The organism is Azospirillum largimobile (genome assembly GCF_977007025.2).
In genome coordinates, this window is the sequence record NZ_CDRMUA020000001.1 from 1,898,172 (window position 1) to 1,918,310 (window position 20,139).

Consider the following 20,139-nt stretch of genomic DNA (forward strand, 5'->3'; position numbering starts at 1 on the left):
GTGAAAAGGGCGCGAACGGCGCACCCTGCAATCCCTGGAAAGACAAAAGCCATGGACGCAAACGATACGACGACCTACGACGCGATCATCGTCGGCGGCAGCTACGCCGGCATCGCCGCGGCGCTGCAGCTGGCGCGCGCCCGACGCCGGGTGCTGGTGATCGACGAGGGGGTCCGGCGCAACCGCTTCGCCTCCCATTCCCATGGGTTCCTCGGCCAGGACGGCCGCCCGCCGGGAGAAATCGCCGCCGAGGCCCGCAACCAGCTGATGCGCTACCCGACCGTCACCTGGAAAACCGGCCGGGCCGAAAATGCCGCACGGACAGCCGAGGGGTTTCGAATCACCGATTCGGATGGAATTGCCCACCGGGGGCGCCGGCTGCTGCTCGCCGTCGGTGTGGTCGACGAGTTGCCGGCGATTCCCGGCCTGAAGGAACGCTGGGGCCGTTCCGTCTTCCACTGCCCCTACTGTCACGGCTACGAGTTGATGCAGGGCCGGATCGGCGTCGTCGCCGTCTCTGGGCAGTCCATGCACCATGCGTTGATGCTGCCGGACTGGGGACCGACGACACTGCTTCTGAACGGGGCGTTCGTGCCCGACGCCGACCAGTCGGCCCATCTGGCCCGGCGCGGGGTTGCCGTCGAAACCAGCCCCGTCACCGGGATCGGCGGCGATCCGGTTGAGGTCGCGCTTGACGATGGGCGCAGCCTGCCCTTCGCCGGCCTGTTCGTGCTGCCGAGAAGCCGCATCGCAAGTCCACTGGCGGCACAATTGGGATGCGCGACCGAGGACGGACCGCTCGGCACCCATATCCGGGTCGACGCGATGCAGGAGACGAGCGTCCCCGGTGTCTTCGCCTGCGGCGACGCGGCACGGGCGGCGGGATCGGTGGCCCTGGCCGTCGGCGCCGGCACCATGGCCGGAACGGCGCTGCACCGGTCGCTGCTGTTCTGCGAGGACGAAGCCCTGTTCGCCCGCCCCTAACCGATCAGCAGGCCCGCCGCGATGGCCCACATCACCAGGGCGATGACGCCGTCCATCACCCGCCAGGACGCCGGCCGGGCGAATAGCGGGCGCAGCAGGCGGGCGCCATAGCCGAGCGCGAAGAAGAACAGGAAGGACGCCGTCATCGCCCCCAGCGCGAAGGCCCCCCGCGCCTCGGCGAAGCGGGCGGAGACGGAACCGACCAGCACCACCGTGTCCAGATAGACATGCGGGTTCAGCCAGGTCAGCGCCAGACAGGTCAGCAGCGCCGGCAGCAGCCCGGCCGGTTCCCGGTCCGCCGGAGCCAGCCCGGTTCCGCTACGCAGTGCGGATCGGGCGCTGCGCAACCCATAGACCAGCAGGAACGCGGCACCGGCATAGCGCATCAACGGTTCCAGCCATGGCCAGCGCGCACCGGCCGTGGCGAACCCGCTCACGCCGACCAGGATCAGCACCGCGTCGGACAGCGCGCAGGTGGCGCAGATCGCCAACACATGTTCGTTGCGCAGGCCCTGGCGCAGCACGAAGGCGTTCTGCGCTCCGATGGCGACGATCAGGCTGAAGCCTAGGAACAGGCCCGGCAGGAAGGCGGTGAGCAGCACGGAGGAAAACAGGGAGGCGGCGAAGGGGTCGGTCATGGCGCGGTTCCGGAGTCGGTGGATACCAATCCGCTACCATCCGACCAACCTTTGCCCTACTTAATCCTTCTTGCCCTGGTTAAGCGGAGCTAATCCATGCTGGACTATCCGCTGCTGATGGCGCTGGCCGCCGTGATCCGCACCGGCAGCTTCGAACGCGCCGCCCAGCAGCTGCACGTCACGCCCTCGGCGGTGTCGCAGCGGGTCAAGCTGCTGGAGGAACGGCTGGGCAGCGTCCTGGTGGTGCGTGGCCAGCCTTGCACCGGGACGGCGGCCGGCCAGCGCCTGTGCCAGCATGTGGAGCGGGTGGCCCTGCTTGAAAGCGAACTGCGCGGCGCCCTGCCCGGCCTGATCCCGGCGGAGGGGCCGACCACTTTGCGCGTCGCGGTGAACGCCGACAGCCTCGCCACCTGGTTCGTCGCGGCGATGGCCGAGATGCCCGGCTGCCTGTTCGATCTGGTTCTGGATGACCAGGACCACAGCGCCGAATGGCTGCGCAAGGGCGAGGTGCTGGCCGCCGTCACCGCCAGCGCGGCGCCGGTTCCCGGCTGCAACAGCCACCCGCTGGGCGCGCTGCGTTACCGCGCGACTGCAAGCCCCGGCTACATGCGCCGCCATTTTCCGGACGGCGTCACCGCCGACGCCCTGTCCCGCGCGCCCTGCCTGACCTTCAACCGCAAGGACCGGCTGCAGGCGCAATGGCTGCGTCTGGTGCTGGCAAACACCGCACCGGGACACCTGCCGACTCCGCCAACCCATTGGCTTCCCTCCACCCATGCCTTCGTCGATGGGGCGCTGGCCGGGCTTGGATGGGGGATGAACCCCGACCCGCTGGTGGCCGACCATCTCTCCGCCGGCCGGCTGGTGGAACTGGTGCCCGGCCATCCGCTGGACGTGCCGCTGCATTGGCAGCAGAGCCGCATCGCCGGAACAGCGCTGGCCGAGCTGTCGCATGCGGTCCTGCGCGCCGGCCGGCGGGCGTTGCATCCCGCCGACGGAGAGGAGAGCGGCGCAAGCCCGCCGGACGCATGAGGACTTTGCCCGCGGCGCGTGCGCGCTTATATGGATCCAACCAATCTCTGGAGGGATTCGATGACCAGCAGCGCCGCCACGGCCGCAAACGACACCGCCGAACTGGGTGCGCTTCCCACCTGGGACCTGAGCGATCTCTATCCCGGCATGGAGTCGCCGGAGCTGAAGGCCGATCTCGACCGGATGGAGCGGGAGTGCAAGGCCTTCCGCGAACGCTATGCCGGCAAGCTGGCCACGCTGAAGGGCGACGAATTGGCCGCCGCTATCCGCAGCTATGAGGACATCGACGAGACGCTGTCGCGCGTCATGTCCTATGCCGGGCTGGTCTACAACGGCAACATGGTCGACCCGACCATCGCCAAGTTCTACCAGTCGGCGCAGGAACGGGTGAACGACATCTCCGCCCACCTGATCTTCTTCACGCTGGAGATCAACCGGCTGGACGAGGGCGATCTGGCGGCCAAGCAGAAGGCATCCTCGGCGCTGCGCCATTACGAGCCTTGGCTGCGCGACGTCCGCCTCTACCGCGACCACCAGCTGTCCGACGAGATCGAGCGGCTGCTGCACGAGAAGCATGTCGTCGGCCGCGCCGCCTGGAACCGCCTGTTCGACGAGACCATCGCCAGCCTGCGCTTCCCGATGGGCGGAAAGGATCTGACCTGTGCGGAGGCGCTGAACCGCCTGTCCGACCGCAACCCCGTCGTCCGCCGCGAGGCCGGCGAGGCGGTGGGCAAGGTGCTGGGCGAGAATGCGCGTCTGTTCGCGCTGATCACCAACACGCTGGCCAAGGACAAGGAGATCGAGGACGACTGGCGCAACTATCCGACGCCGACCTCCGCCCGCAACCTGTCCAACCGGGTCGAGGACGAGGTGGTCGACGCGCTGGTCTCCGCCGTCAAGGGCGCCTATCCGGACCTGTCGCACCGCTATTACGCGATGAAGGCCAAGTGGTTCGGCCAGGACCATCTGGACTATTGGGACCGCAATGCCCCGCTGCCCGAGGATGCCGACCGCAGCATCCCGTGGGAAGAGGCCCGCGACATCGTGCTCGGCGCCTATGGCCGCTTCTCTCCCGACCTCGCCAGCCTGGGCAAGCGCTTCTTCGACAACCCCTGGATCGACGCGCCGGTCCGGCCCGGCAAGGCACCGGGTGCCTTCGCCCACCCGACCGTGCCCAGCGTCCACCCGTATCTGCTGGTGAACTACCAGGGCAAGACCCGGGACGTGATGACGCTGGCGCATGAGCTGGGGCATGGCGTCCACCAGATCCTGGCCGGCCGCCAAGGCCATTTCCTGTCCGACACCCCGCTGACCCTGGCGGAAACGGCATCGGTGTTCGGCGAGATGCTGACCTTCCGCGCCCTGCTGGCGGCGGAGACCGACCCGAAACGCCGCCGCATCATGCTGGCCGGCAAGGTCGAGGACATGCTGAACACGGTGGTGCGCCAGATCGCCTTCTTCGACTTCGAACGCCGCGTCCACACCGAGCGGAGCGAGGGCGAGCTGACGTCGGACCGCATCGGCGAAATCTGGATGGCGGTGCAGACCGAAAGCCTCGGCCCGGCGTTGCGCTTCGACGAGGGATACCGGCACTACTGGTCCTACATCCCCCACTTCATCCACTCGCCCTTCTACGTCTACGCCTATGCCTTCGGCGACTGCCTGGTGAACTCGCTCTACGCGGTCTACCAGGATGCGGAGAAGGGCTTCGCCGAGAAGTATCTGGCGATGCTGTCGGCCGGCGGCACGCTGCGCCACAAGGAGCTGCTGGCTCCCTTCGGGCTGGACGCCTCCGACCCGGCCTTCTGGCAGAAGGGCCTCGGCGTCATCCGCGGCTTCATCGACGAACTGGAGGCCGGGGAGGCGAAGGGCTGACGATCCGGGTGTCTTGACCGCCGTCAAGAGACCATGACGGCTGTGCGGGTATGGTGGCCTTCGGAGCGTCGTCTCCGAAGGCCATCTTCGTTTCAGGAAGCCCCGCCATGCTTGCAACCGCCACGCCCGCCGCCGCCCCTGCCGCTGACGTCCCCCTCCTCGGCTTTGCGGTCATGGACCGCGACCATGTCGATTCCGTCGCCCTGTTGCAGGCGGCCTGCAACGCGCCGGCCGGGCAGCTACAGGCCCCTTTCGCCGCTTTCGCCAAGCATCTGCGCGAGCATTTCGCCCGCGAAAACGCGCTGATGACGCAGCACGGCTTCTTCGCCCTGCATTGTCACAAGGACGAACACGCCCGCGTTTTGAACGTGGTCGCGGCCATGGAAGCCGAACTGGCGGAGGGCAAGGAGGACCGGGCGCGCCTGTACGTGACCGAGCATTTCCCCGACTGGTTCCACACCCATCTGGCGACGATGGACCGTGTGACCGCGGACTTCCTGGCTCAGGCGGAGGGGTGAGGGTTTGGCCGCGGGTGGCCCCTCCCCATCGCTTCCCCACCTTCGGTGGGAGAGGGGGCCGGATGCTTGTGGACGCTATCCGAAGAACGGCGGTAATCCCCTCCCCCGCGATCGGACCGGCCTTCGGTCGGCCGAGAGCGGGGGAGGGCCAGGGAGGGGGCATCACGCGAGGCGCCTCGCCCTCCGACAGAACCCCGGAATTGGAAAGGGGCCGGAACCTGTTCGGTTCCAGCCCCTTATGGATGGTGGGCGCACAAGGACTCGAACCTTGGACCCGCTGATTAAGAGTCAGCTGCTCTACCAACTGAGCTATGCGCCCATCCGTAGGAAATGTTCAAGAGATGGTGGGCGCACAAGGACTCGAACCTTGGACCCGCTGATTAAGAGTCAGCTGCTCTACCAACTGAGCTATGCGCCCATCTCTTGATGCGGTGAACCTGACTGAAGTCTATGCCGAAATCAGCCGACTGTTCATCGCGCCGGCCAAGCCGTTCTCCCGGCCGGTGTGGCGCGGTTTATAGCGAAGGGCTTTTGGCCTGTCGATAGCAAAATCGCACCCCATGTGAATTTTTTGGCGCGCGCTTTTCGGTGGCCGGACTCCGCCCCCGGCGGCTACACCGGCGCTGTCGATAACGGGCATCGAAACGGGAGATCGGGAATGGACGGCTGGACGGAAGGCTATGTCGGCGGCATCGACTATATCCGCGCCGTCTATCGCGACTGGTCGCCGCCCCTGCTCGGCTTTGCCCTGACGCTGCGCGGTTGGCGTCCGCCCGAAGCGCTGCGCCGCGGCTGCTTCACCATGGCGGAGCCCGGATGCGGCCACGGGCTGACCAGCGCGCTGCTGGCCGGCGCCCATCCGGCCGCAAGTTTCGAGGCGATGGACTTCAACCCTTCGCACATCGCCGGGGTCCGGCGGCTGGCCAACGATGCCGGGCTCGCCAACGCCACCTTCCTGGAGGAGAGCTTCGCCGACCATGCGCGGCGCGAGGGACCGATGCTGGACGTGGTTGCCCTGCACGGCGTCTGGTCCTGGGTGAGCGCCGAGAACCGGGCGATCCTGCTCGACACGCTGCGCCGCCGGCTGGCACCGGGCGGCGTCGTGTTCGTCAGCTACAACGCCCTGCCCGGCACGTTGGCCCATATGCCGTTGCGCCGCCTGCTGGTGGAGCGTTGCGCCGACGGCGATGGTCCCCTGCCGGACCGCATCGCGCGGGCAGTCGAGTTCGCCTCGCGGATGGCCGCCCAGGGCGGAGGCTGGTTCGGCGCCACCGACGGCGTGGTGGAGCGGATCGAGCAGTTGCGCCACAAGTCGCCGAACTACATCGCCCACGAATACCTCAACGGCGACTGGACGGCGTTCTACCATGCCGATGTGGCGCGCGAGATGGCGGCCGCCAAGCTGGAATTCGCCGGCGCCGCCGTGCCGATGGAGCAGATGCACGACCTCAGCCTGTCCCCCGCCCAGCAGGCGTTGGCGGATGAAGCGCGTGACCCAGCCCAGGCCGAGACCCTGCGCGACGTGATGACCAACCGCAGCTTCCGCCGCGACCTGTTCGTGAAGGGCGGCGAGCGGCTGGGACCGGCGGAACGGCGCGCGCTGTTGGGCGAGACCCGGTTCGCGCTGTTGGTGGGCGCCGACGATTTGCCGGAAGTCGCCTCCACCCCCGTCGGCCGCCTGCCCTTCCCGCGGGCGCTCTACCAGCCGCTGGGCGAGGCACTGGCCGAGGGGCCGCAGAGTCTCGATGCGCTGCTCGCCCGGCCGGCCCTGGCGGCGCAGGGGGAGGACGCCGTGCTGCGCGCGCTGGTCCTGCTGACCAGCCTGGCGCTGGCGGCGCCGGTCATGCCCGAAGAGGGATTTGCCGAACGCAAAGCCTCGAGCGAGCGCTTCAACGCCGTGGTTCTGGAGCGCCACCGCTTCGGCGATACGCCGGGGCAGCTCGCCTCTCCGCTGCTGGGCGCCGGGGTGCCGGTGTCACGGATCGAGGCGTTGTTCCTGCTGGCCGCGCGGCTGGGTGAGGACCCCGCCGGCTTCGCCTGGCGCCACCTGTCCGCCGACGGGCTCACGCTTGGCCGCGACGGCGAGCGTTGCGAGGGAGATGAGGCCAGCCAGGCGGAACTGGCGCGCCGGCATGCCGCCTACGTGCAGCGGCGGCTGCCGTTGCTGGAAGGTTTGGGAGTGTTTTGAGGGTTGGGAGCGTCGGCGTCGTTGCCCCGACAGTCCCGCTCAGCGCTCGGCGACCACTTTCGGCAGCTTCTCGGCGATGCCGTAAAGCGCTTCGCGCCGGCGGATTTCGGCGAACACGTCGTCCGGGTGGATGTTCAGCGTCGCCCACAGGACCGACAGGTTGTACAGCAGGTCGGCACTTTCGTTGATGACCCCCTGGCGGTCCTCGTTCATGGCATCCAGCGCCACCTCGACCGCTTCCTCGCCCACCTTCTTGGCGATCTTCTTCGGACCGGCGGCGATCAGCCGGGCGGTCTTGGACTGCGCCGGGTCCATCTGCTGGCGGTCAAGGATGGCGTCATAGAGGCGGATCAGGTCGTCGGTCATCAGGGAGGGTTTGTCTCGTCTGCGGGTGGGAACGGCATCCCGTTAACGTGATCGCTCCGCAACGGAAATGCTATCCCCCATCGGCCCGGTCCCGGGCCGAACGATCGCCTTATGCCTTGCGGTGACGCCTCCAGGCATCACTTCACGGCCTCAACCCACCGGATCATAGGAATGGTCGGCCTTCGGACGCTCGTCCAGCAGGGTCTGGCCGGTGCTGACGAAATGCACGACCTCGGCGATGTTGGTGGCGTGGTCGCCGATGCGCTCCAGGTTCTTGGCGATCATCATCAGGTGCATATGCGCCATGAACTGGTCCGGAGCCGCCAGGGCAGACCGTTCCACTTCCGCAACGAGGCTGGTGTAGAGAGCATCCACCTCGTCGTCGGTGCGCCAGATGCGCAAGGCCGCCTCGCTGTCGCTGTCGACATAGGCGTCCACCACGGCGCTGAGCCGCTCGCGCACCAGCCGGCCGAGTTGCGGCAGGCCCGACAGCGAGGCCGATTCCGCAAGGCTGAAGATGGCGACCGCGCGCTTGGCTGTGTTGGCGGCATGGTCGCCGATGCGCTCCAGGTTGCCGGCGATCTTCAGCGCCGCCACGACCTCGCGCAGGTCGTCGGCCACCGGCTGGCGCAGGGCCAGCAGGCGCATGCAGTGCGCTTCGATGTCATGCTCGAAAGAGTCGAGTCGCGCGTCCGACTCGACGATTTCCCGCGCCAGATCGGGGTTGCGCTGGGCCAGGCAGGTCAGGGCCTGGTCGATCTGCGTCTCCGCAGCGCCGGCCATCTGCACGATGGCGGATTTCATCCGCTTCAGCGCGTCCTCGAACGCGGACACGATGTGCGGAGCGGAGGTCTTCATGGTCGGCAAACCCTTCCCGGCGGTCTCATCCAAAGCCGCGACCATAGCGTCTCGACGTTACGGTACGATGACAATGCCTATGACGAATGGAGGTTCCGCCCCCCTCCGCGCGACAATTGAAATGCCCGGTTGATTTTGCGGCGCAGCATTGCGACACATCCGTCGTCCCCGCATCTTACCCACTCAACGACGTGCCGAACCCGCCATGATCGAACGCCGCTTCGAACAGATCATTTTCGCCAGCCGCTGGCTGCTCGCGCCCTTCTATCTGGGGCTCGTGGTCTCGCTGATGGCCCTGCTGGTGAAGTTCACCCAGGAAATCCTGCACATCCTTCCGCATGTGCTGGACATGAGCGAGAAGGACGTGCTGCTGGCCGTGCTCACGCTGATCGACCTGTCCTTCGCCGGCAATCTTCTGCTGATGGTGATCTTCGCCGGCTACGAGAACTTCGTCTCGAAGATCGACGTGGCCAATCACGAGGACCGGCCGGACTGGATGGGCAAGGTCGATTTCGGTGGGCTGAAGCTGAAGCTGATCGCCTCCATCGTCGCCATCTCCGGCATTCATCTGCTGAAGGCCTTCATGAATTTGTCCCAGACCTCGCAGGAGGAATTGATGTGGCTGGTGATCATCCACATGACCTTCGTGGTGTCGGGCGTTCTGCTGGCCTGCATGGACCGGCTGGAGGGACACCACGCCCATGCGGCGAAGCCGGCCGACAAGCCCGGGGCGGGGCATCACTGACCATCCCGCCGGACCGGCGGGCAATTGCCCGTTGCGGCACGGCATGGTTCGGACTAGACACTGAACCGCCACACCGGCCGAACGGCTATTCGGCGGATCGGGACGGCATTTACCGCAAGGGCCGACCTCAAGAGTTTGGCTGTTGACGGAAAATTAACCCTGATCCGCCAGTTTTGCCTTCACCAGACACCGCAAGAGGCGGCGGGCACCGGCCAACCGGAAACCGCTTTCGCGACACGGGTCAGGCCTGCCGGGCGCACTCTCCGCTTGAGCGTGCGGACGCATTCGACTATGGAACCGTCGGCGGGCATGCTATGCCAGTCTCCGCCGGTTCGGCCGTCTCAACCGCTTTGATAGAGTTCGTCAGCTCCATGCTCTCCAAACTGCTGGGCGTTCTGTCCGCCGACATGGCGATCGATCTGGGGACGGCCAACACCCTGGTCTATGTCAAGGGCCGCGGCATCGTCCTGAACGAACCGTCCGTCGTCGCCATCGCCAACGTGCGCGGCAAGAAGCAGGTCCTCGCCGTCGGTGACGAGGCGAAGATGATGCTCGGCCGAACCCCCGGCAACATCCAGGCCATCCGGCCGCTTCGCGACGGCGTCATCGCCGATTTCGAAGTCGCGGAGGAAATGATCAAGCATTTCATCCGCAAGGTTCACAACCGCCGCAGCTTCGCCAGCCCGCAGGTCATCATCTGCGTGCCGTCGGGCTCGACCGCGGTGGAACGCCGGGCGATCCAGGAATCGGCGGAGGCCGCAGGCGCCCGCCGCGTCTTCCTGATCGAGGAGCCGATGGCCGCCGCGATCGGCGCCGGGCTTCCGGTGACGGAACCGACGGGCTCGATGGTCGTCGACATCGGCGGCGGCACCACCGAGGTGGCCGTGCTGTCGCTGGGCGGCATCGTCTATTCGCGTTCCGTCCGCGTCGGCGGCGACAAGATGGACGAGGCCATCATCGGCTACATCCGCCGCAGCCACAATCTGCTGGTCGGCGAAGGCTCGGCCGAGCGGATCAAGAAGGAAATCGGCTCCGCCTGCCCGCCCGAGGACGGCGAGGGCCGCATCCTCGAGATCAAGGGCCGCGACCTGATGAACGGCGTGCCCAAGGAACTGATCATCTCCGAACGGCAGATCGCCGAGTCGCTGGCCGAGCCCGTTTCGGCCATCGTCGAGGCGGTGAAGGTGGCGCTGGAACACACCGCTCCGGAACTGGCCGCCGACATCGTCGACAAGGGCATCGTGCTGACCGGCGGCGGCGCCCTGCTGGGCAACCTGGACTTCGTCCTGCGCCACGCCACCGGCCTGCCGGTGTCGATCGCCGACGATCCCCTCTCCTGCGTGGCGCTCGGCACCGGCCGCGCGCTGGAGGAGATGAAGACGCTGCGAAACGTCTTGGTCAGCGCTTACTGATTGGTGTATCCCTGATTGGAAGGCCTCCGGTCCGCCGCCCAACTCCCGGGCGGTGAGGGCCGGAGACGGACCGCGTATCTGGACGGGAATTTCCTGTGAAGTCACGCTCATCCGGCTCCGTCATCCGCCTTGCCGCGCCTTTGCGGGCCCTCGCGCAGCGTTTCTCCTTCCTCCTGCTTGTCCTTGCCTCCATCGCATTGATGATGGTCGGCAAGATCGAGTCCGTGTCGGTGGACAGCGCCCGCGCCCGTGTGACCGACGCCTTCGCCCCGATCCTCGACGCCATCTCCCGCCCCGCCGCGACCGCGGCGCGCGTGGTCGAGTCGGTGGTCGAGCTTGAGAACGCCTTCGACGAGAACCAGCGCCTGAAGGCGGAGAACGCCCGGCTTCTGCAATGGAAGCAGGCGGCTTTGCGGCTGGAGGCGGAGAACAGCAGCCTGCGCAGCCTGCTGCGCGTCCGTCCGGAGCCCTCCGTCAACTATATCGCCGCCCGCGTCATCGCGACCCCCGGCAGCTCCTTTGTTCGCACGCTGGTGGTGACCGCCGGCAAGCGCGACGGGGTGCGCAAGGGTCAGGCCGCACTGGCCGGGGCCGGTCTGGTGGGCCGGGTGATCGAAGTCGGCGAATGGTCGTCCCGTGTCCTGCTGCTGACCGACATCAACGCCCGTGTCCCGGTGGTCCTGGCCAACACGCGCCAGCGCGCCATCCTGGCCGGCGACAATTCCGACCAGGCCAAGCTTCTCTATCTGCCGCCGGAGTCGCCGATCCAGGTGGGCGAGCAGGTGGTGACCTCGGGCGACGGCGGCCTGTTCCCGTCCGGCCTGCCGGTCGGCGTGGTGACCGCGGTCAGCGAGCGCGGCGTGCGTGTGTTGCCCAGCGCCGACTTGGCGCGGGTCGAACATCTGCGCCTGGTGGATTTCGGATTGCCCGGCACCGACCTGGACCCGTCACCGGAGTGGAAGTGAGCCGGTCCGACAGCGCCCCGGCGGGAAGTCCGCCGGTATGACGGCAACTTTCTGGCAACGGGTCGACAAGGCCGGGCGCAATCTGGCACCCTTCGCCGTTACCGTCATGATGGTTCTGGTCGGCATGATCCCGGTGCCGGTGCCGGGCTACGCCCCGGTGGCGCCGAACCTGACGCTGGTTTCCGTCTACTATTGGACGATCCACAGGCCTGACCTGATGCGTCCGGGGGTGGCCTTTCTGATCGGGCTGCTGCAGGATTTCCTGATCGGCGGACCGCTGGGCGTCAATGCCCTGTTGCTGGTCGTGGCGCAATGGGCGGTCCTGAACCAGCGCCGGGTGTTCCTGGCCAGCACCTTCGCGTTGCTGTGGTTCGGCTTCACCCTGGTGATGGCCGGTGCCGTGGTGCTGCAATGGCTGGCCTTCACGGCACTGGATGCGGCCGCGCTGTCGATCCTGCCGGCGCTGTTCCAGGGCTTGCTGACGGTGGCGGTGTTTCCTGCGGTGGGCTGGCTGCTGATCCGCGTCCACCGTGCGTTCTTGAACGGGTAAAGGGTCCCGGCGGTTTCATGAGTTCGATCGATCGCGATACCGACCGTTCCCGCCTGCTGGCGCGCCGCGCCCTGGTGCTGGGCGGCATCAAGCTGGCCGGCCTGTCCGCGCTGGTCGGTCGGCTCTATTACCTTCAGGTCGTCGAATCCGCGCGCTACACCATGCTGGCGGAGGAGAACCGCATCAGCCTGCGGCTGATCGCCCCGTCGCGCGGCAACATCGTGGACCGGTTCGGCGTGCCGCTGGCGGTGAACGAGCAGAACTACCGGGTCGTCGTGGTGTCGGAGCGCACCCACAACATCCAGGAGACGCTCGACAAGATCTCCCGCATCGTGCCGCTGACCGACGGCGACCGCCGCCGTGTGATGCGCGAACTGCACCGCAAGCGCCGCTTCGTCCCCGTCACCGTGCGCGAGAACCTGACCTGGGAACAGGTGGCGACGCTGGAGACCAACACCCCCGACCTGCCGGGCGTGGCGATCGAGGTGGGCGAGCTGCGCCACTATCCGCAGGCGGAGGCGACCGCCCATATCCTGGGCTATGTCGGCGCCGTGTCGGAAGCGGAGTTGAGCGGCAACAGCGATCCGGTGCTGTCGCTCCCCGGATTCCGCATCGGCAAGGCCGGCATCGAAAAGCATCACGAGAAGGTTCTGCGCGGCACCGCCGGCACCAGCCAGCTGGAGGTCAACGCGGTCGGCCGCGTCATCCGCGAACTGTCGCGCGACGAGGGGCAGTCGGGCCGCGAGATTCAGCTGACCATCGACATGGCGCTGCAGCGCTTCGTTCAGGAACGGCTGTCGCAGGAGGTCAGCGCGTCGGCGGTGGTGATGGATGTGCATACCGGCGGCATCTATGCGCTCTGTTCCCACCCCAGCTACGACCCGAACCAGTTCACCATGGGCATCAGCGCCGAGCTGTGGGAGGAGCTGCTGTCCAATCAGGCGACGCCGCTGAACAACAAGGCGGTGGTCGGCCAATATCCGCCGGGCTCCACCTTCAAGATGATGGCGGCGCTGGCGGCACTCGAATCGGGAATCGTCAACAGCCGGCACACCGTCTTCTGCCCCGGCCACATGGAGCTGGGCGACCATCGCTTCCACTGCTGGAAACGCGGCGGCCACGGCACGGTCGATTTCGTCGGGGCGCTGCGCCATTCCTGCGACGTGTTCTTCTACGACGTGTCGCGCCGCATCGGCATCGATCGCATCTCCGAGATGTCCAACCGCTTCGGCCTGGGCGCCCGCACCGGCATCGACCTGCCGCACGAGCGCGCCGGGCTGATGCCGTCCATCGCCTGGAAGAAGGCGACCTTGGGCAAGGGCTGGGACATGGGCGAGACGCTGGTCGCCTCCATCGGCCAGGGCTATGTGCTGGCGACGCCGCTGCAGTTGGCGGTGATGACCTGCCGGCTGGCCAACGGCGGCTATGCGGTCAAGCCGCACCTGACCAAGCAGATCAAGACCGTCAGCGGCGAACAGACGGCCTGGCCCAGCATCGGCGTGAAGAAGGAGAATCTCGACATCGTGCTGCGTGGCATGAACGAGGTGACCAACGCGCCCAACGGGACCGCCTTCAAGTCGCGCATCACCGAGGTCGGGTACGAGATGGCGGGCAAGACCGGCTCCGCCCAGGTCCGCCGCATCACCATGGCGGAGCGCACCACCGGCGTGAAGAAGAACGAGGACCTGCCCTGGCGCGAACGCGACCACGCGCTGTTCGTCGCCTTCGCACCCGTCCAGGCGCCGCGCTATGCCTGCGCGGTCTTCGTCGAGCATGGCGGCGGCGGTTCCACAGCGGCGGCACCGATCGCCCGCGACATCCTGCTGGAAACCCAGAAGCGAGACCCCGGCCGCGCCGCGGTGGCCGAAACGCCGCCGACGAGCTTCAAGGATCCGCGGGGCTGAAAGGCGCGCCGGCTCAAGCTCGGGGCCGGGCCGGGATGGTCATTGCCGCTACCCCCAGCACAACAGCGGCACAGCCTGCCAGGGTGGTCGGCTCGAAGGTCTCGCCCAACATCATCACACCGATCCCCACGCCGATGGGAACCCGCAGATAAGCCTGAGCCGTCGTCGGAACCGACCCTATGGTTTGAACCAGCCGGAAATAGAGAACGAAGGCGAGCGCTGTCGAGAAGATCGACAGGCAGGCAAGCGCCAGCAGCGACTCCCACGAGGGCGCCAGAGTCCAGGGTCGGTCAACCGCCAAGCTGATAGGCAGCAGCACCACCGCCCCACAGATCAGCGATCCAGCGGCAGGCATGATCGGGTCCAGGGACTTGAACGTACGGCCGAAGATGGCGGCGCCGGCATAGCAGACGGTGGCGACAACGATGGCGCCCTGCGCCAGGAGGTCATGGCCGATGCCGTCGATTGCCCCCGCCCCAATGACCAGGATCGTCCCGCCGAGTCCACCAAGCACGCCGACGGCCTTTCGCAGGCTCAAGGCTTCGTGCCGGGTCAGCAGCAACGTGATGAGAAAAGCGAAGATCGGCGTCGTCGCATTGAGAATCGCTGCGGTCCCGGCATCGACCGTCCGTTCGGCCCAGGCGATCAAGGTGAAGGGCAAGACGCTGTTCAGACAAGCCTGTACCAGGAAGCGGCCCCATACGGCCCGGTCGCGCGGCAGGGAAAGTCCGCGCCAGCGGATGACGGCCAGCAGAATGGCTCCGGCTATCAAGGTCCGGCCGGCAATGAAGGTCAGCGGTGGAATCGTCTCCACGCCGATCCGGATGAAGCTGTAGGACGCCCCCCACAAGGTTGCGAGGGCCAGCAGCAAGGTGAGTTCCACACGCAGATCAGGTCGCGAATCGGGCACACCTGAAACAGTAGGGATGGTCATGAAGGCTCCGTCATTCGAAGAATGCGGCTCACCATGCCCGTAAGATCGGAAGGAGACTGCCGCCAACGCTTCGGTCACGGACGAAGCGTCCGCGGCTGACGGGGCAAGCGAACAGGCCTAAGCTGGCGGGCATGACCAGCCCGCCCATTGCCTCCGCCAACGCCATTGCCATCATTGCCGCCCTGATCGGCGATCCGGCGCGCGCGAACATGCTGTCTGCCCTGATGGGCGGACAGGCACTGACCGCCGGAGAGTTGTCATGGCACGCCGGCGTCGGCGCGCCGACCACAAGCGGCCATCTTGCCAAGTTGACCGAAGCAGGGTTGCTGGAGGTGGAGCGTCAGGGGCGGCACCGCTATTACCGGCTGGCTTCCCCCGACATCGCCCAGGCAATGGAGAGCCTGATGGCCGTGGCAACCGCAGGTCCGCGACGCCATCGCGCCCCTGGGCCGAAGGACGAGGCGCTGAGGGCAGCCCGGACCTGCTATGACCATCTCGCGGGACGGTTGGGCACCGCATTGGCCGATCGGCTGAACGATCTTGGGCTTGTGATCCTCGGGGATGGCGGTGCCCTGGTGACGGAGGAGGGTCGCGTCTTTCTGAATGGCCTGGGCCTCAGATTCCCTGAATCCGGTGAGGGTCGCCGGCCGCTCTGCCGAGCATGCCTCGACTGGAGCGAGCGGCGGCCCCATCTGGCCGGACGGCTGGGCGCGGCTTTGCTGACCTGTTCACTGGAACGCGGCTGGATCGTCCGCATCCCCGACAGCCGGGCAGTGACGATCACCGATGCCGGCAGCGAAGGATTCGCCACGGTGTTCGGCATCACCCCGGAGCACCTTGCTCCCAAATGAAAAGCGCGCCCCCGAAGGGACGCGCTCTCCAACGAACTGATTGGGCTTTCGCCGGATCAGTTCTTCGACTTGTCGACCAGGCGGCGCTCGGCGATCCACGGCATCATGGCGCGCAGCTTCTCGCCGACCTTCTCGATCTCGTGCTCGGCGTTGCGGCGGCGGATCGCCTTGAAGGACGGCTGGCCGGCCTTGCACTCCAGCATCCAGTCGCGGACGAAGCGGCCTTCCTGGATGTCGGTCAGGACGCGCTTCATCTCGGCCTTGGTCTCAGGCGTGATGATGCGCGGGCCGGTGCGGTAGTCGCCGTATTCGGCCGTGTTGGAGATCGAGTAGCGCATGTTGGCCATGCCGCCCTCGTACATCAGGTCGACGATCAGCTTCACTTCGTGCAGGCACTCGAAGTAGGCCATCTCGGGGGCGTAGCCCGCCTCGACCAGCGTCTCGTAGCCGGCACGGATCAGCTCGGTCAGGCCGCCGCAGAGCACGGCCTGCTCGCCGAACAGGTCGGTCTCGCACTCTTCCTTGAAGGTGGTCTCGATGATGCCGGCGCGGCCGCCGCCATTGGCCGAGGCGTAGGACAGGGCGATGTCCAGCGCGTTGCCCGAGGCGTTCTGGTGCACGGCGACCAGCGACGGGACGCCGCCGCCACGCTGGTATTCGCTGCGCACGGTGTGGCCGGGGCCCTTCGGCGCGATCATGAACACGTCGAGGTCGGCGCGCGGCTCGATCAGGTTGAAGTGGACGTTCAGGCCGTGCGCGAAGGCCAGAGCGGCGCCCTGCTTCATGTTCGGGGCCAGATCGTCGCGGTACAGGTCGGCCTGCAGCTCGTCCGGGGTGAGAACCATCACGACGTCGGCCCAGGCGGCGGCTTCGGCCGGGGTCATCACGGTGAAGCCGGCGGTCTCGGCCTTCTTGATGGTGGCCGAACCCGGGCGGAGCGCGATCCGCACGTCCTTCACGCCGCTGTCACGCAGGTTGTGGGCGTGGGCGTGGCCCTGGCTGCCGTAGCCGACGATGACGACCTTCTTGCCCTTGATCAGGTTGACGTCGGCATCACGATCGTAATAGACGCGCATGGAGATGGTTCCTTAAATTTCACTAGCCGGGTGTTGAACGAAGCGATTAGTGCGCGGAGCGGATTAGTCCATCGGCGGCAAGGCCGCGTCAAGCAAAAGCCGTCCGTCCGCGGTGAAGGGGTTCAGGAAAGTGACTCCGCCAAGTCGCCGTCCGCCCTGAAAATCTTCGGACACAAGGTACTTGCAGCCATACGCATCGGCATTTGCCCACAAGACCGCATCCCAGACTTGCAAGCCGTGCGCGGCTACTGCGTCGAACGCACGCCGGAAGGCATCAGCAGCAACGGGCAGGCGTTCGAAGGTCTGTTCGTAATCACGGACCAACTCCAACGCTTCACCCGGCGGCAGAATTCGCTTGCGGGTCAACGACGCATAAAGCTCGCACAGCACCTGTCCCGCGATGACGACGGACGTTGCCGCCGCCGCCCTTTCAAGCAGATCCAACGCGATTGCATATTTGACGGGATCGCGCTGGTCGGCCGCATAGAACAGGATGTTCGTATCGAAGCTGACCACGGGGCGGATCATGGCAAGGAACCGCGCTCGTGGAGGTCGTCACGGGTCCAGTCACGGCCGCCCAGGTCATAGCCCTTGCGCAGCTTCTGGAGAAGCCGTTCCCCAGCTGCTCTCCGGCGTTCCTGATCGGAGACCGCCTCGGACGCCGTTTCCGTTGCCGAAAGCCGGGCCACCGGCGTGCCGTTCTCGGTCAGCACGATCTCTTCGCCGCGCTTGGCGGCTTCGATCAGCGCGCCGAGCTGGTCCTTCGCCTCTTCCACCGACAGCATCTTCATGACCGTTCCCCGCTGCTCGCCGCCCGGCCATGCCGGCAGGACATCCTAACCCGAAACGGGCCGGACGGCGATGGAGCCTGAAGAGACCCTCGGGGGGAGCGTCAGAACGCCGCTGGCCCCTTCGACATGGCGACCACGCCGGTGCGGCTGGCTTCCACGAGGCCGAGCTGGCCCATCAGGCCGACGAAATCGTCGACCTGCTCGGTGGTGCCGGTCAGCTCGAAGACGAAGCTGCTCAGCGTGGCGTCCACCACCTTGGCCTGGAAGATGTCGGCGAGGCGAAGCGCCTCGATCCGGCGGTCGCCGGTGCCGGCCACCTTGACCAGCGCCAGTTCGCGTTCCACCGACGGCCCTTCGTCGGTCAGGTCATGGACGCGGTGGACCGGAACCAGCCGGCCGAGCTGCGCCTTGATCTGCTCGATGATCATCCGGGTGCCGGAGGTGACCAGCGTGATCCGCGACAGGTGGTCGGCGTTGTTCACCTCCGCCACCGTCAGGCTTTCGATGTTGTAGCCGCGGCCCGAGAACAGCCCGATGACGCGGGCGAGAACGCCCGGCTCGTTGTCCACCAGCACGGCGATGGTGTGCTTTTCGATCGCGTTTTCCATGAGACCCATTCCCCCCGTTCGTTCGTCGTCAGCCGATCAGACCAGCACCATGCCGTCTTCCGGCGTGGCGTCGGACGGGCTGTCGTCCGGACCGAACAGGATTTCGTTGTGGGCCTTGCCGCCCGGGATCATGGGGAAGCAGTTTTCCTTCGGATCGACGGCGATGTCGATGATGCAGGGGCGGTCGGTGACCGCCAGCATCTTCTCGATCACCTGATCGACCTCGGCAACCGTGGTGGCGCGCAGGCCGACGCAGCCCCAGGATTCCGCCAGCTTCACGAAGTCCGGCAGGGCTTCCGAATAGCTCTGGGAATAGCGCGAGCCATGCAGCAGTTCCTGCCACTGGCGCACCATGCCCATATACTGGTTGTTCAGGATGAAGATCTTGATCGGCGCGCGGTACTGCACGGCGGTGCCGATCTCCTGCATGTTCATCAGGAAGCTGGCCTCGCCCGACACGTCCACCACGATGGCGTCGGGGTGGGCGAGCTGGGCGCCGATGGCGGCCGGCAGGCCGTAGCCCATGGTGCCGAGCCCGCCCGAGGTCAGCCAACGGTTCGGCTGGTCGAAGGGCAGGAACTGGGCGGCCCACATCTGGTGCTGGCCGACTTCCGTCGTGATGTAGTGGTCCTTGCCGCGCAGGGCCTCGCGCAGGCGCTCCAGCGCGTATTGCGGCTTGATGACCGATTCGGTGCGGTTGTAGTTCAGGCAGTTGCGGGCACGCCAGCCCTCGATCTTGCCCCACCACTCCTTCAGCGCCGGCTTGTCGGCGCTCTTGGCGCGCGCCTTCCAGATGCGCAGCATGTCTTCCAGCACGGCGCCGCAATCGCCGACGATCGGGATGTCGACCGCCACGTTCTTGTTGATCGAGCTGGGATCGATGTCGACGTGGATCTTCTTGGAGCCCGGCGAGAAGGCCGACAGCTTGCCGGTCACGCGGTCGTCGAAGCGGGCGCCGATGTTGATCATGACGTCGCATTCGTACATGGCGAGGTTCGCCTCGTACGTGCCGTGCATGCCGAGCATGCCCAGCCACTGATTGTCCGACGCCGGGAAGGCGCCGAGGCCCATCAGGGTGGAGGTGATCGGGAAACCGGTGGTCTTGACGAACTGCGTCAGCAGCTTGGCCGCGAAGGGACCGGCGTTGATCACGCCGCCGCCGGTGTAGAAGACCGGCCGCTTGGCATTGGCGATCAGTTCGACCGCCTCTTCGATGCGGGCGATCTCCGCTTTCACCTGCGGACGATAGGTCTTGTGCTTGACCTCCGCCGGCGGGACGTAGGTGCCGTCGGCGAACTGCACGTCCTTGGGGATGTCGACCAGCACCGGGCCGGGACGGCCGCTGCGCGCGACATAGAAGGCTTCGTGCAGGGTGCGGGCTAGATTGTCGACGTCCTTCACCAGGTAATTGTGCTTGGTGCATGGACGGGTGATGCCGGTGGTGTCGGCTTCCTGGAAGGCGTCGTTGCCGATCAGGTGGGTCGGCACCTGGCCCGACAGGCAGACGAGCGGAATGCTGTCGCACAGGGCGTCCAGCAGGCCGGTCACCGCGTTGGTGGCGCCGGGGCCGGAGGTCACCAGCACGCAGCCGACCTTGCCGGTCGAGCGCGCGTAGCCTTCGGCCGCGTGAACCGCGGCCTGCTCGTGGCGTACAAGGACATGCTTCAGGTCGTTCTGCTGGAACAGCGCGTCGTAGATGGGAAGTACGGCGCCGCCGGGATAGCCGAAGATGATGTCAACGCCCTGATCCTTCAGGGCCTTGATGACGATCTGGGCGCCGGTCAGCTTCTGTTCGGACATCGCTCACGACCTTCTCATGTGGGCGCCTCCTCTAGGGCACCCGG

At 66.8% G+C, this 20,139-nt stretch carries 20 protein-coding genes and 2 tRNA genes; 11 read left to right on the forward strand and 11 right to left on the reverse strand.

Annotation, left to right across the window (positions count from 1 at the left end):
* Positions 1 to 51 precede the first annotated feature (51 nt).
* Positions 52 to 984 (forward strand): NAD(P)/FAD-dependent oxidoreductase, encoded by a 933-nt coding sequence (locus tag ACWPKK_RS08850; RefSeq protein WP_452002905.1) that lies wholly within the window; start codon positions 52 to 54, stop codon positions 982 to 984.
* On the opposite strand, the gene ACWPKK_RS08855 is transcribed toward ACWPKK_RS08850, so the two are convergent.
* The gene (locus ACWPKK_RS08855) at positions 981 to 1,622 is read right to left on the reverse strand and encodes a LysE/ArgO family amino acid transporter (RefSeq protein ID WP_452002908.1); all 642 of its coding nucleotides are present in this window, start codon (positions 1,620 to 1,622) and stop codon (positions 981 to 983) included. The genes ACWPKK_RS08850 and ACWPKK_RS08855 overlap by 4 nt on opposite strands.
* Positions 1,623 to 1,718: 96 nt before the next feature.
* Here ACWPKK_RS08855 and ACWPKK_RS08860 point away from each other — a divergent pair, with 96 nt between their 5' ends.
* The 3 genes from ACWPKK_RS08860 to ACWPKK_RS08870 all read left to right on the forward strand — a co-directional run bounded on the left by ACWPKK_RS08860 (position 1,719) and on the right by ACWPKK_RS08870 (position 5,047).
* The gene (locus tag ACWPKK_RS08860) at positions 1,719 to 2,654 is read left to right on the forward strand and encodes a LysR family transcriptional regulator ArgP (protein ID WP_452002911.1); all 936 of its coding nucleotides are present in this window, start codon (positions 1,719 to 1,721) and stop codon (positions 2,652 to 2,654) included.
* Between the two features lie 60 nt (positions 2,655 to 2,714).
* Positions 2,715 to 4,529, forward strand: a complete 1,815-nt coding sequence (locus tag ACWPKK_RS08865; protein ID WP_452002913.1) for a M3 family oligoendopeptidase — start codon at positions 2,715 to 2,717, stop codon at positions 4,527 to 4,529.
* 107 nt (positions 4,530 to 4,636) lie between these two features.
* Positions 4,637 to 5,047 carry a bacteriohemerythrin gene (locus ACWPKK_RS08870; RefSeq protein ID WP_452002915.1) on the forward strand — a complete coding sequence of 137 codons (411 nt, stop codon included), beginning with the start codon at positions 4,637 to 4,639 and terminating at the stop codon, positions 5,045 to 5,047.
* A gap of 243 nt (positions 5,048 to 5,290) precedes the next feature.
* Here ACWPKK_RS08870 and ACWPKK_RS08875 read toward each other — a convergent pair.
* A tRNA-Lys gene (locus ACWPKK_RS08875) sits at positions 5,291 to 5,366 on the reverse strand.
* 23 nt (positions 5,367 to 5,389) lie between these two features.
* Positions 5,390 to 5,465 (reverse strand) — tRNA-Lys (locus ACWPKK_RS08880).
* 240 nt (positions 5,466 to 5,705) lie between these two features.
* On the opposite strand from ACWPKK_RS08880, the gene ACWPKK_RS08885 reads away from it, so the two are divergent.
* Positions 5,706 to 7,235, forward strand: coding sequence for a class I SAM-dependent methyltransferase (locus tag ACWPKK_RS08885; protein ID WP_452002918.1), 1,530 nt, complete (start codon positions 5,706 to 5,708; stop codon positions 7,233 to 7,235).
* A gap of 39 nt (positions 7,236 to 7,274) precedes the next feature.
* On the opposite strand, the gene hisE is transcribed toward ACWPKK_RS08885, so the two are convergent.
* Both hisE and phoU read right to left on the reverse strand, forming a co-directional pair.
* Positions 7,275 to 7,601, reverse strand: coding sequence for a phosphoribosyl-ATP diphosphatase (gene hisE / locus ACWPKK_RS08890; RefSeq protein ID WP_014248435.1), 327 nt, complete (start codon positions 7,599 to 7,601; stop codon positions 7,275 to 7,277).
* A 150-nt stretch (positions 7,602 to 7,751) separates the two neighbouring features.
* Complete coding sequence (phoU, locus tag ACWPKK_RS08895) at positions 7,752 to 8,459, reverse strand: phosphate signaling complex protein PhoU (RefSeq protein WP_324866011.1); 708 nt, start codon at positions 8,457 to 8,459, stop codon at positions 7,752 to 7,754.
* A 205-nt stretch (positions 8,460 to 8,664) separates the two neighbouring features.
* Between phoU and ACWPKK_RS08900 the strand changes: the two genes are divergently transcribed.
* From ACWPKK_RS08900 to mrdA, 5 genes are all read left to right on the forward strand, one after another.
* Positions 8,665 to 9,204: a TIGR00645 family protein gene (locus ACWPKK_RS08900; RefSeq protein WP_452002922.1), complete on the forward strand. Its 540-nt coding sequence runs from the start codon at positions 8,665 to 8,667 to the stop codon at positions 9,202 to 9,204.
* Positions 9,205 to 9,575: 371 nt separating this feature from the next.
* Complete coding sequence (locus ACWPKK_RS08905) at positions 9,576 to 10,616, forward strand: rod shape-determining protein (RefSeq protein ID WP_012974729.1); 1,041 nt, start codon at positions 9,576 to 9,578, stop codon at positions 10,614 to 10,616.
* A gap of 95 nt (positions 10,617 to 10,711) precedes the next feature.
* Positions 10,712 to 11,581, forward strand: a complete 870-nt coding sequence (gene mreC / locus ACWPKK_RS08910; RefSeq protein ID WP_324866018.1) for a rod shape-determining protein MreC — start codon at positions 10,712 to 10,714, stop codon at positions 11,579 to 11,581.
* Positions 11,582 to 11,618: 37 nt separating this feature from the next.
* On the forward strand, positions 11,619 to 12,131 hold the full coding sequence (gene mreD / locus ACWPKK_RS08915) for a rod shape-determining protein MreD (protein WP_149222126.1): 513 nt from the start codon (positions 11,619 to 11,621) through the stop codon (positions 12,129 to 12,131).
* 17 nt (positions 12,132 to 12,148) lie between these two features.
* Complete coding sequence (mrdA, locus tag ACWPKK_RS08920; protein ID WP_452002925.1) at positions 12,149 to 14,035, forward strand: penicillin-binding protein 2; 1,887 nt, start codon at positions 12,149 to 12,151, stop codon at positions 14,033 to 14,035.
* Between the two features lie 13 nt (positions 14,036 to 14,048).
* On the opposite strand, the gene ACWPKK_RS08925 is transcribed toward mrdA, so the two are convergent.
* Positions 14,049 to 14,969 (reverse strand): DMT family transporter, encoded by a 921-nt coding sequence (locus ACWPKK_RS08925; RefSeq protein ID WP_452002927.1) that lies wholly within the window; start codon positions 14,967 to 14,969, stop codon positions 14,049 to 14,051.
* Between the two features lie 131 nt (positions 14,970 to 15,100).
* On the opposite strand from ACWPKK_RS08925, the gene ACWPKK_RS08930 reads away from it, so the two are divergent.
* Entirely contained in the window at positions 15,101 to 15,820 is a 720-nt protein-coding gene (locus ACWPKK_RS08930; RefSeq protein ID WP_452002930.1) for an ArsR/SmtB family transcription factor, read from the forward strand.
* A gap of 56 nt (positions 15,821 to 15,876) precedes the next feature.
* Here ACWPKK_RS08930 and ilvC read toward each other — a convergent pair whose 3' ends face one another.
* The 5 genes from ilvC to ACWPKK_RS08955 all read right to left on the reverse strand — a co-directional run bounded on the left by ilvC (position 15,877) and on the right by ACWPKK_RS08955 (position 20,095).
* The gene (gene ilvC, locus ACWPKK_RS08935; protein WP_014248441.1) at positions 15,877 to 16,896 is read right to left on the reverse strand and encodes a ketol-acid reductoisomerase; all 1,020 of its coding nucleotides are present in this window, start codon (positions 16,894 to 16,896) and stop codon (positions 15,877 to 15,879) included.
* Positions 16,897 to 16,959: 63 nt separating this feature from the next.
* Entirely contained in the window at positions 16,960 to 17,424 is a 465-nt protein-coding gene (locus ACWPKK_RS08940; RefSeq protein WP_452002933.1) for a PIN domain-containing protein, read from the reverse strand.
* Positions 17,421 to 17,687, reverse strand: a complete 267-nt coding sequence (locus ACWPKK_RS08945) for a type II toxin-antitoxin system Phd/YefM family antitoxin (RefSeq protein WP_452002936.1) — start codon at positions 17,685 to 17,687, stop codon at positions 17,421 to 17,423. Before ACWPKK_RS08945 ends, ACWPKK_RS08940 begins: the two co-directional genes overlap by 4 nt.
* Positions 17,688 to 17,788: 101 nt before the next feature.
* Positions 17,789 to 18,295: an acetolactate synthase small subunit gene (gene ilvN, locus ACWPKK_RS08950; protein ID WP_194912668.1), complete on the reverse strand. Its 507-nt coding sequence runs from the start codon at positions 18,293 to 18,295 to the stop codon at positions 17,789 to 17,791.
* 36 nt (positions 18,296 to 18,331) lie between these two features.
* Complete coding sequence (locus ACWPKK_RS08955) at positions 18,332 to 20,095, reverse strand: acetolactate synthase 3 large subunit (RefSeq protein ID WP_452002940.1); 1,764 nt, start codon at positions 20,093 to 20,095, stop codon at positions 18,332 to 18,334.
* Positions 20,096 to 20,139 lie beyond the last annotated feature (44 nt).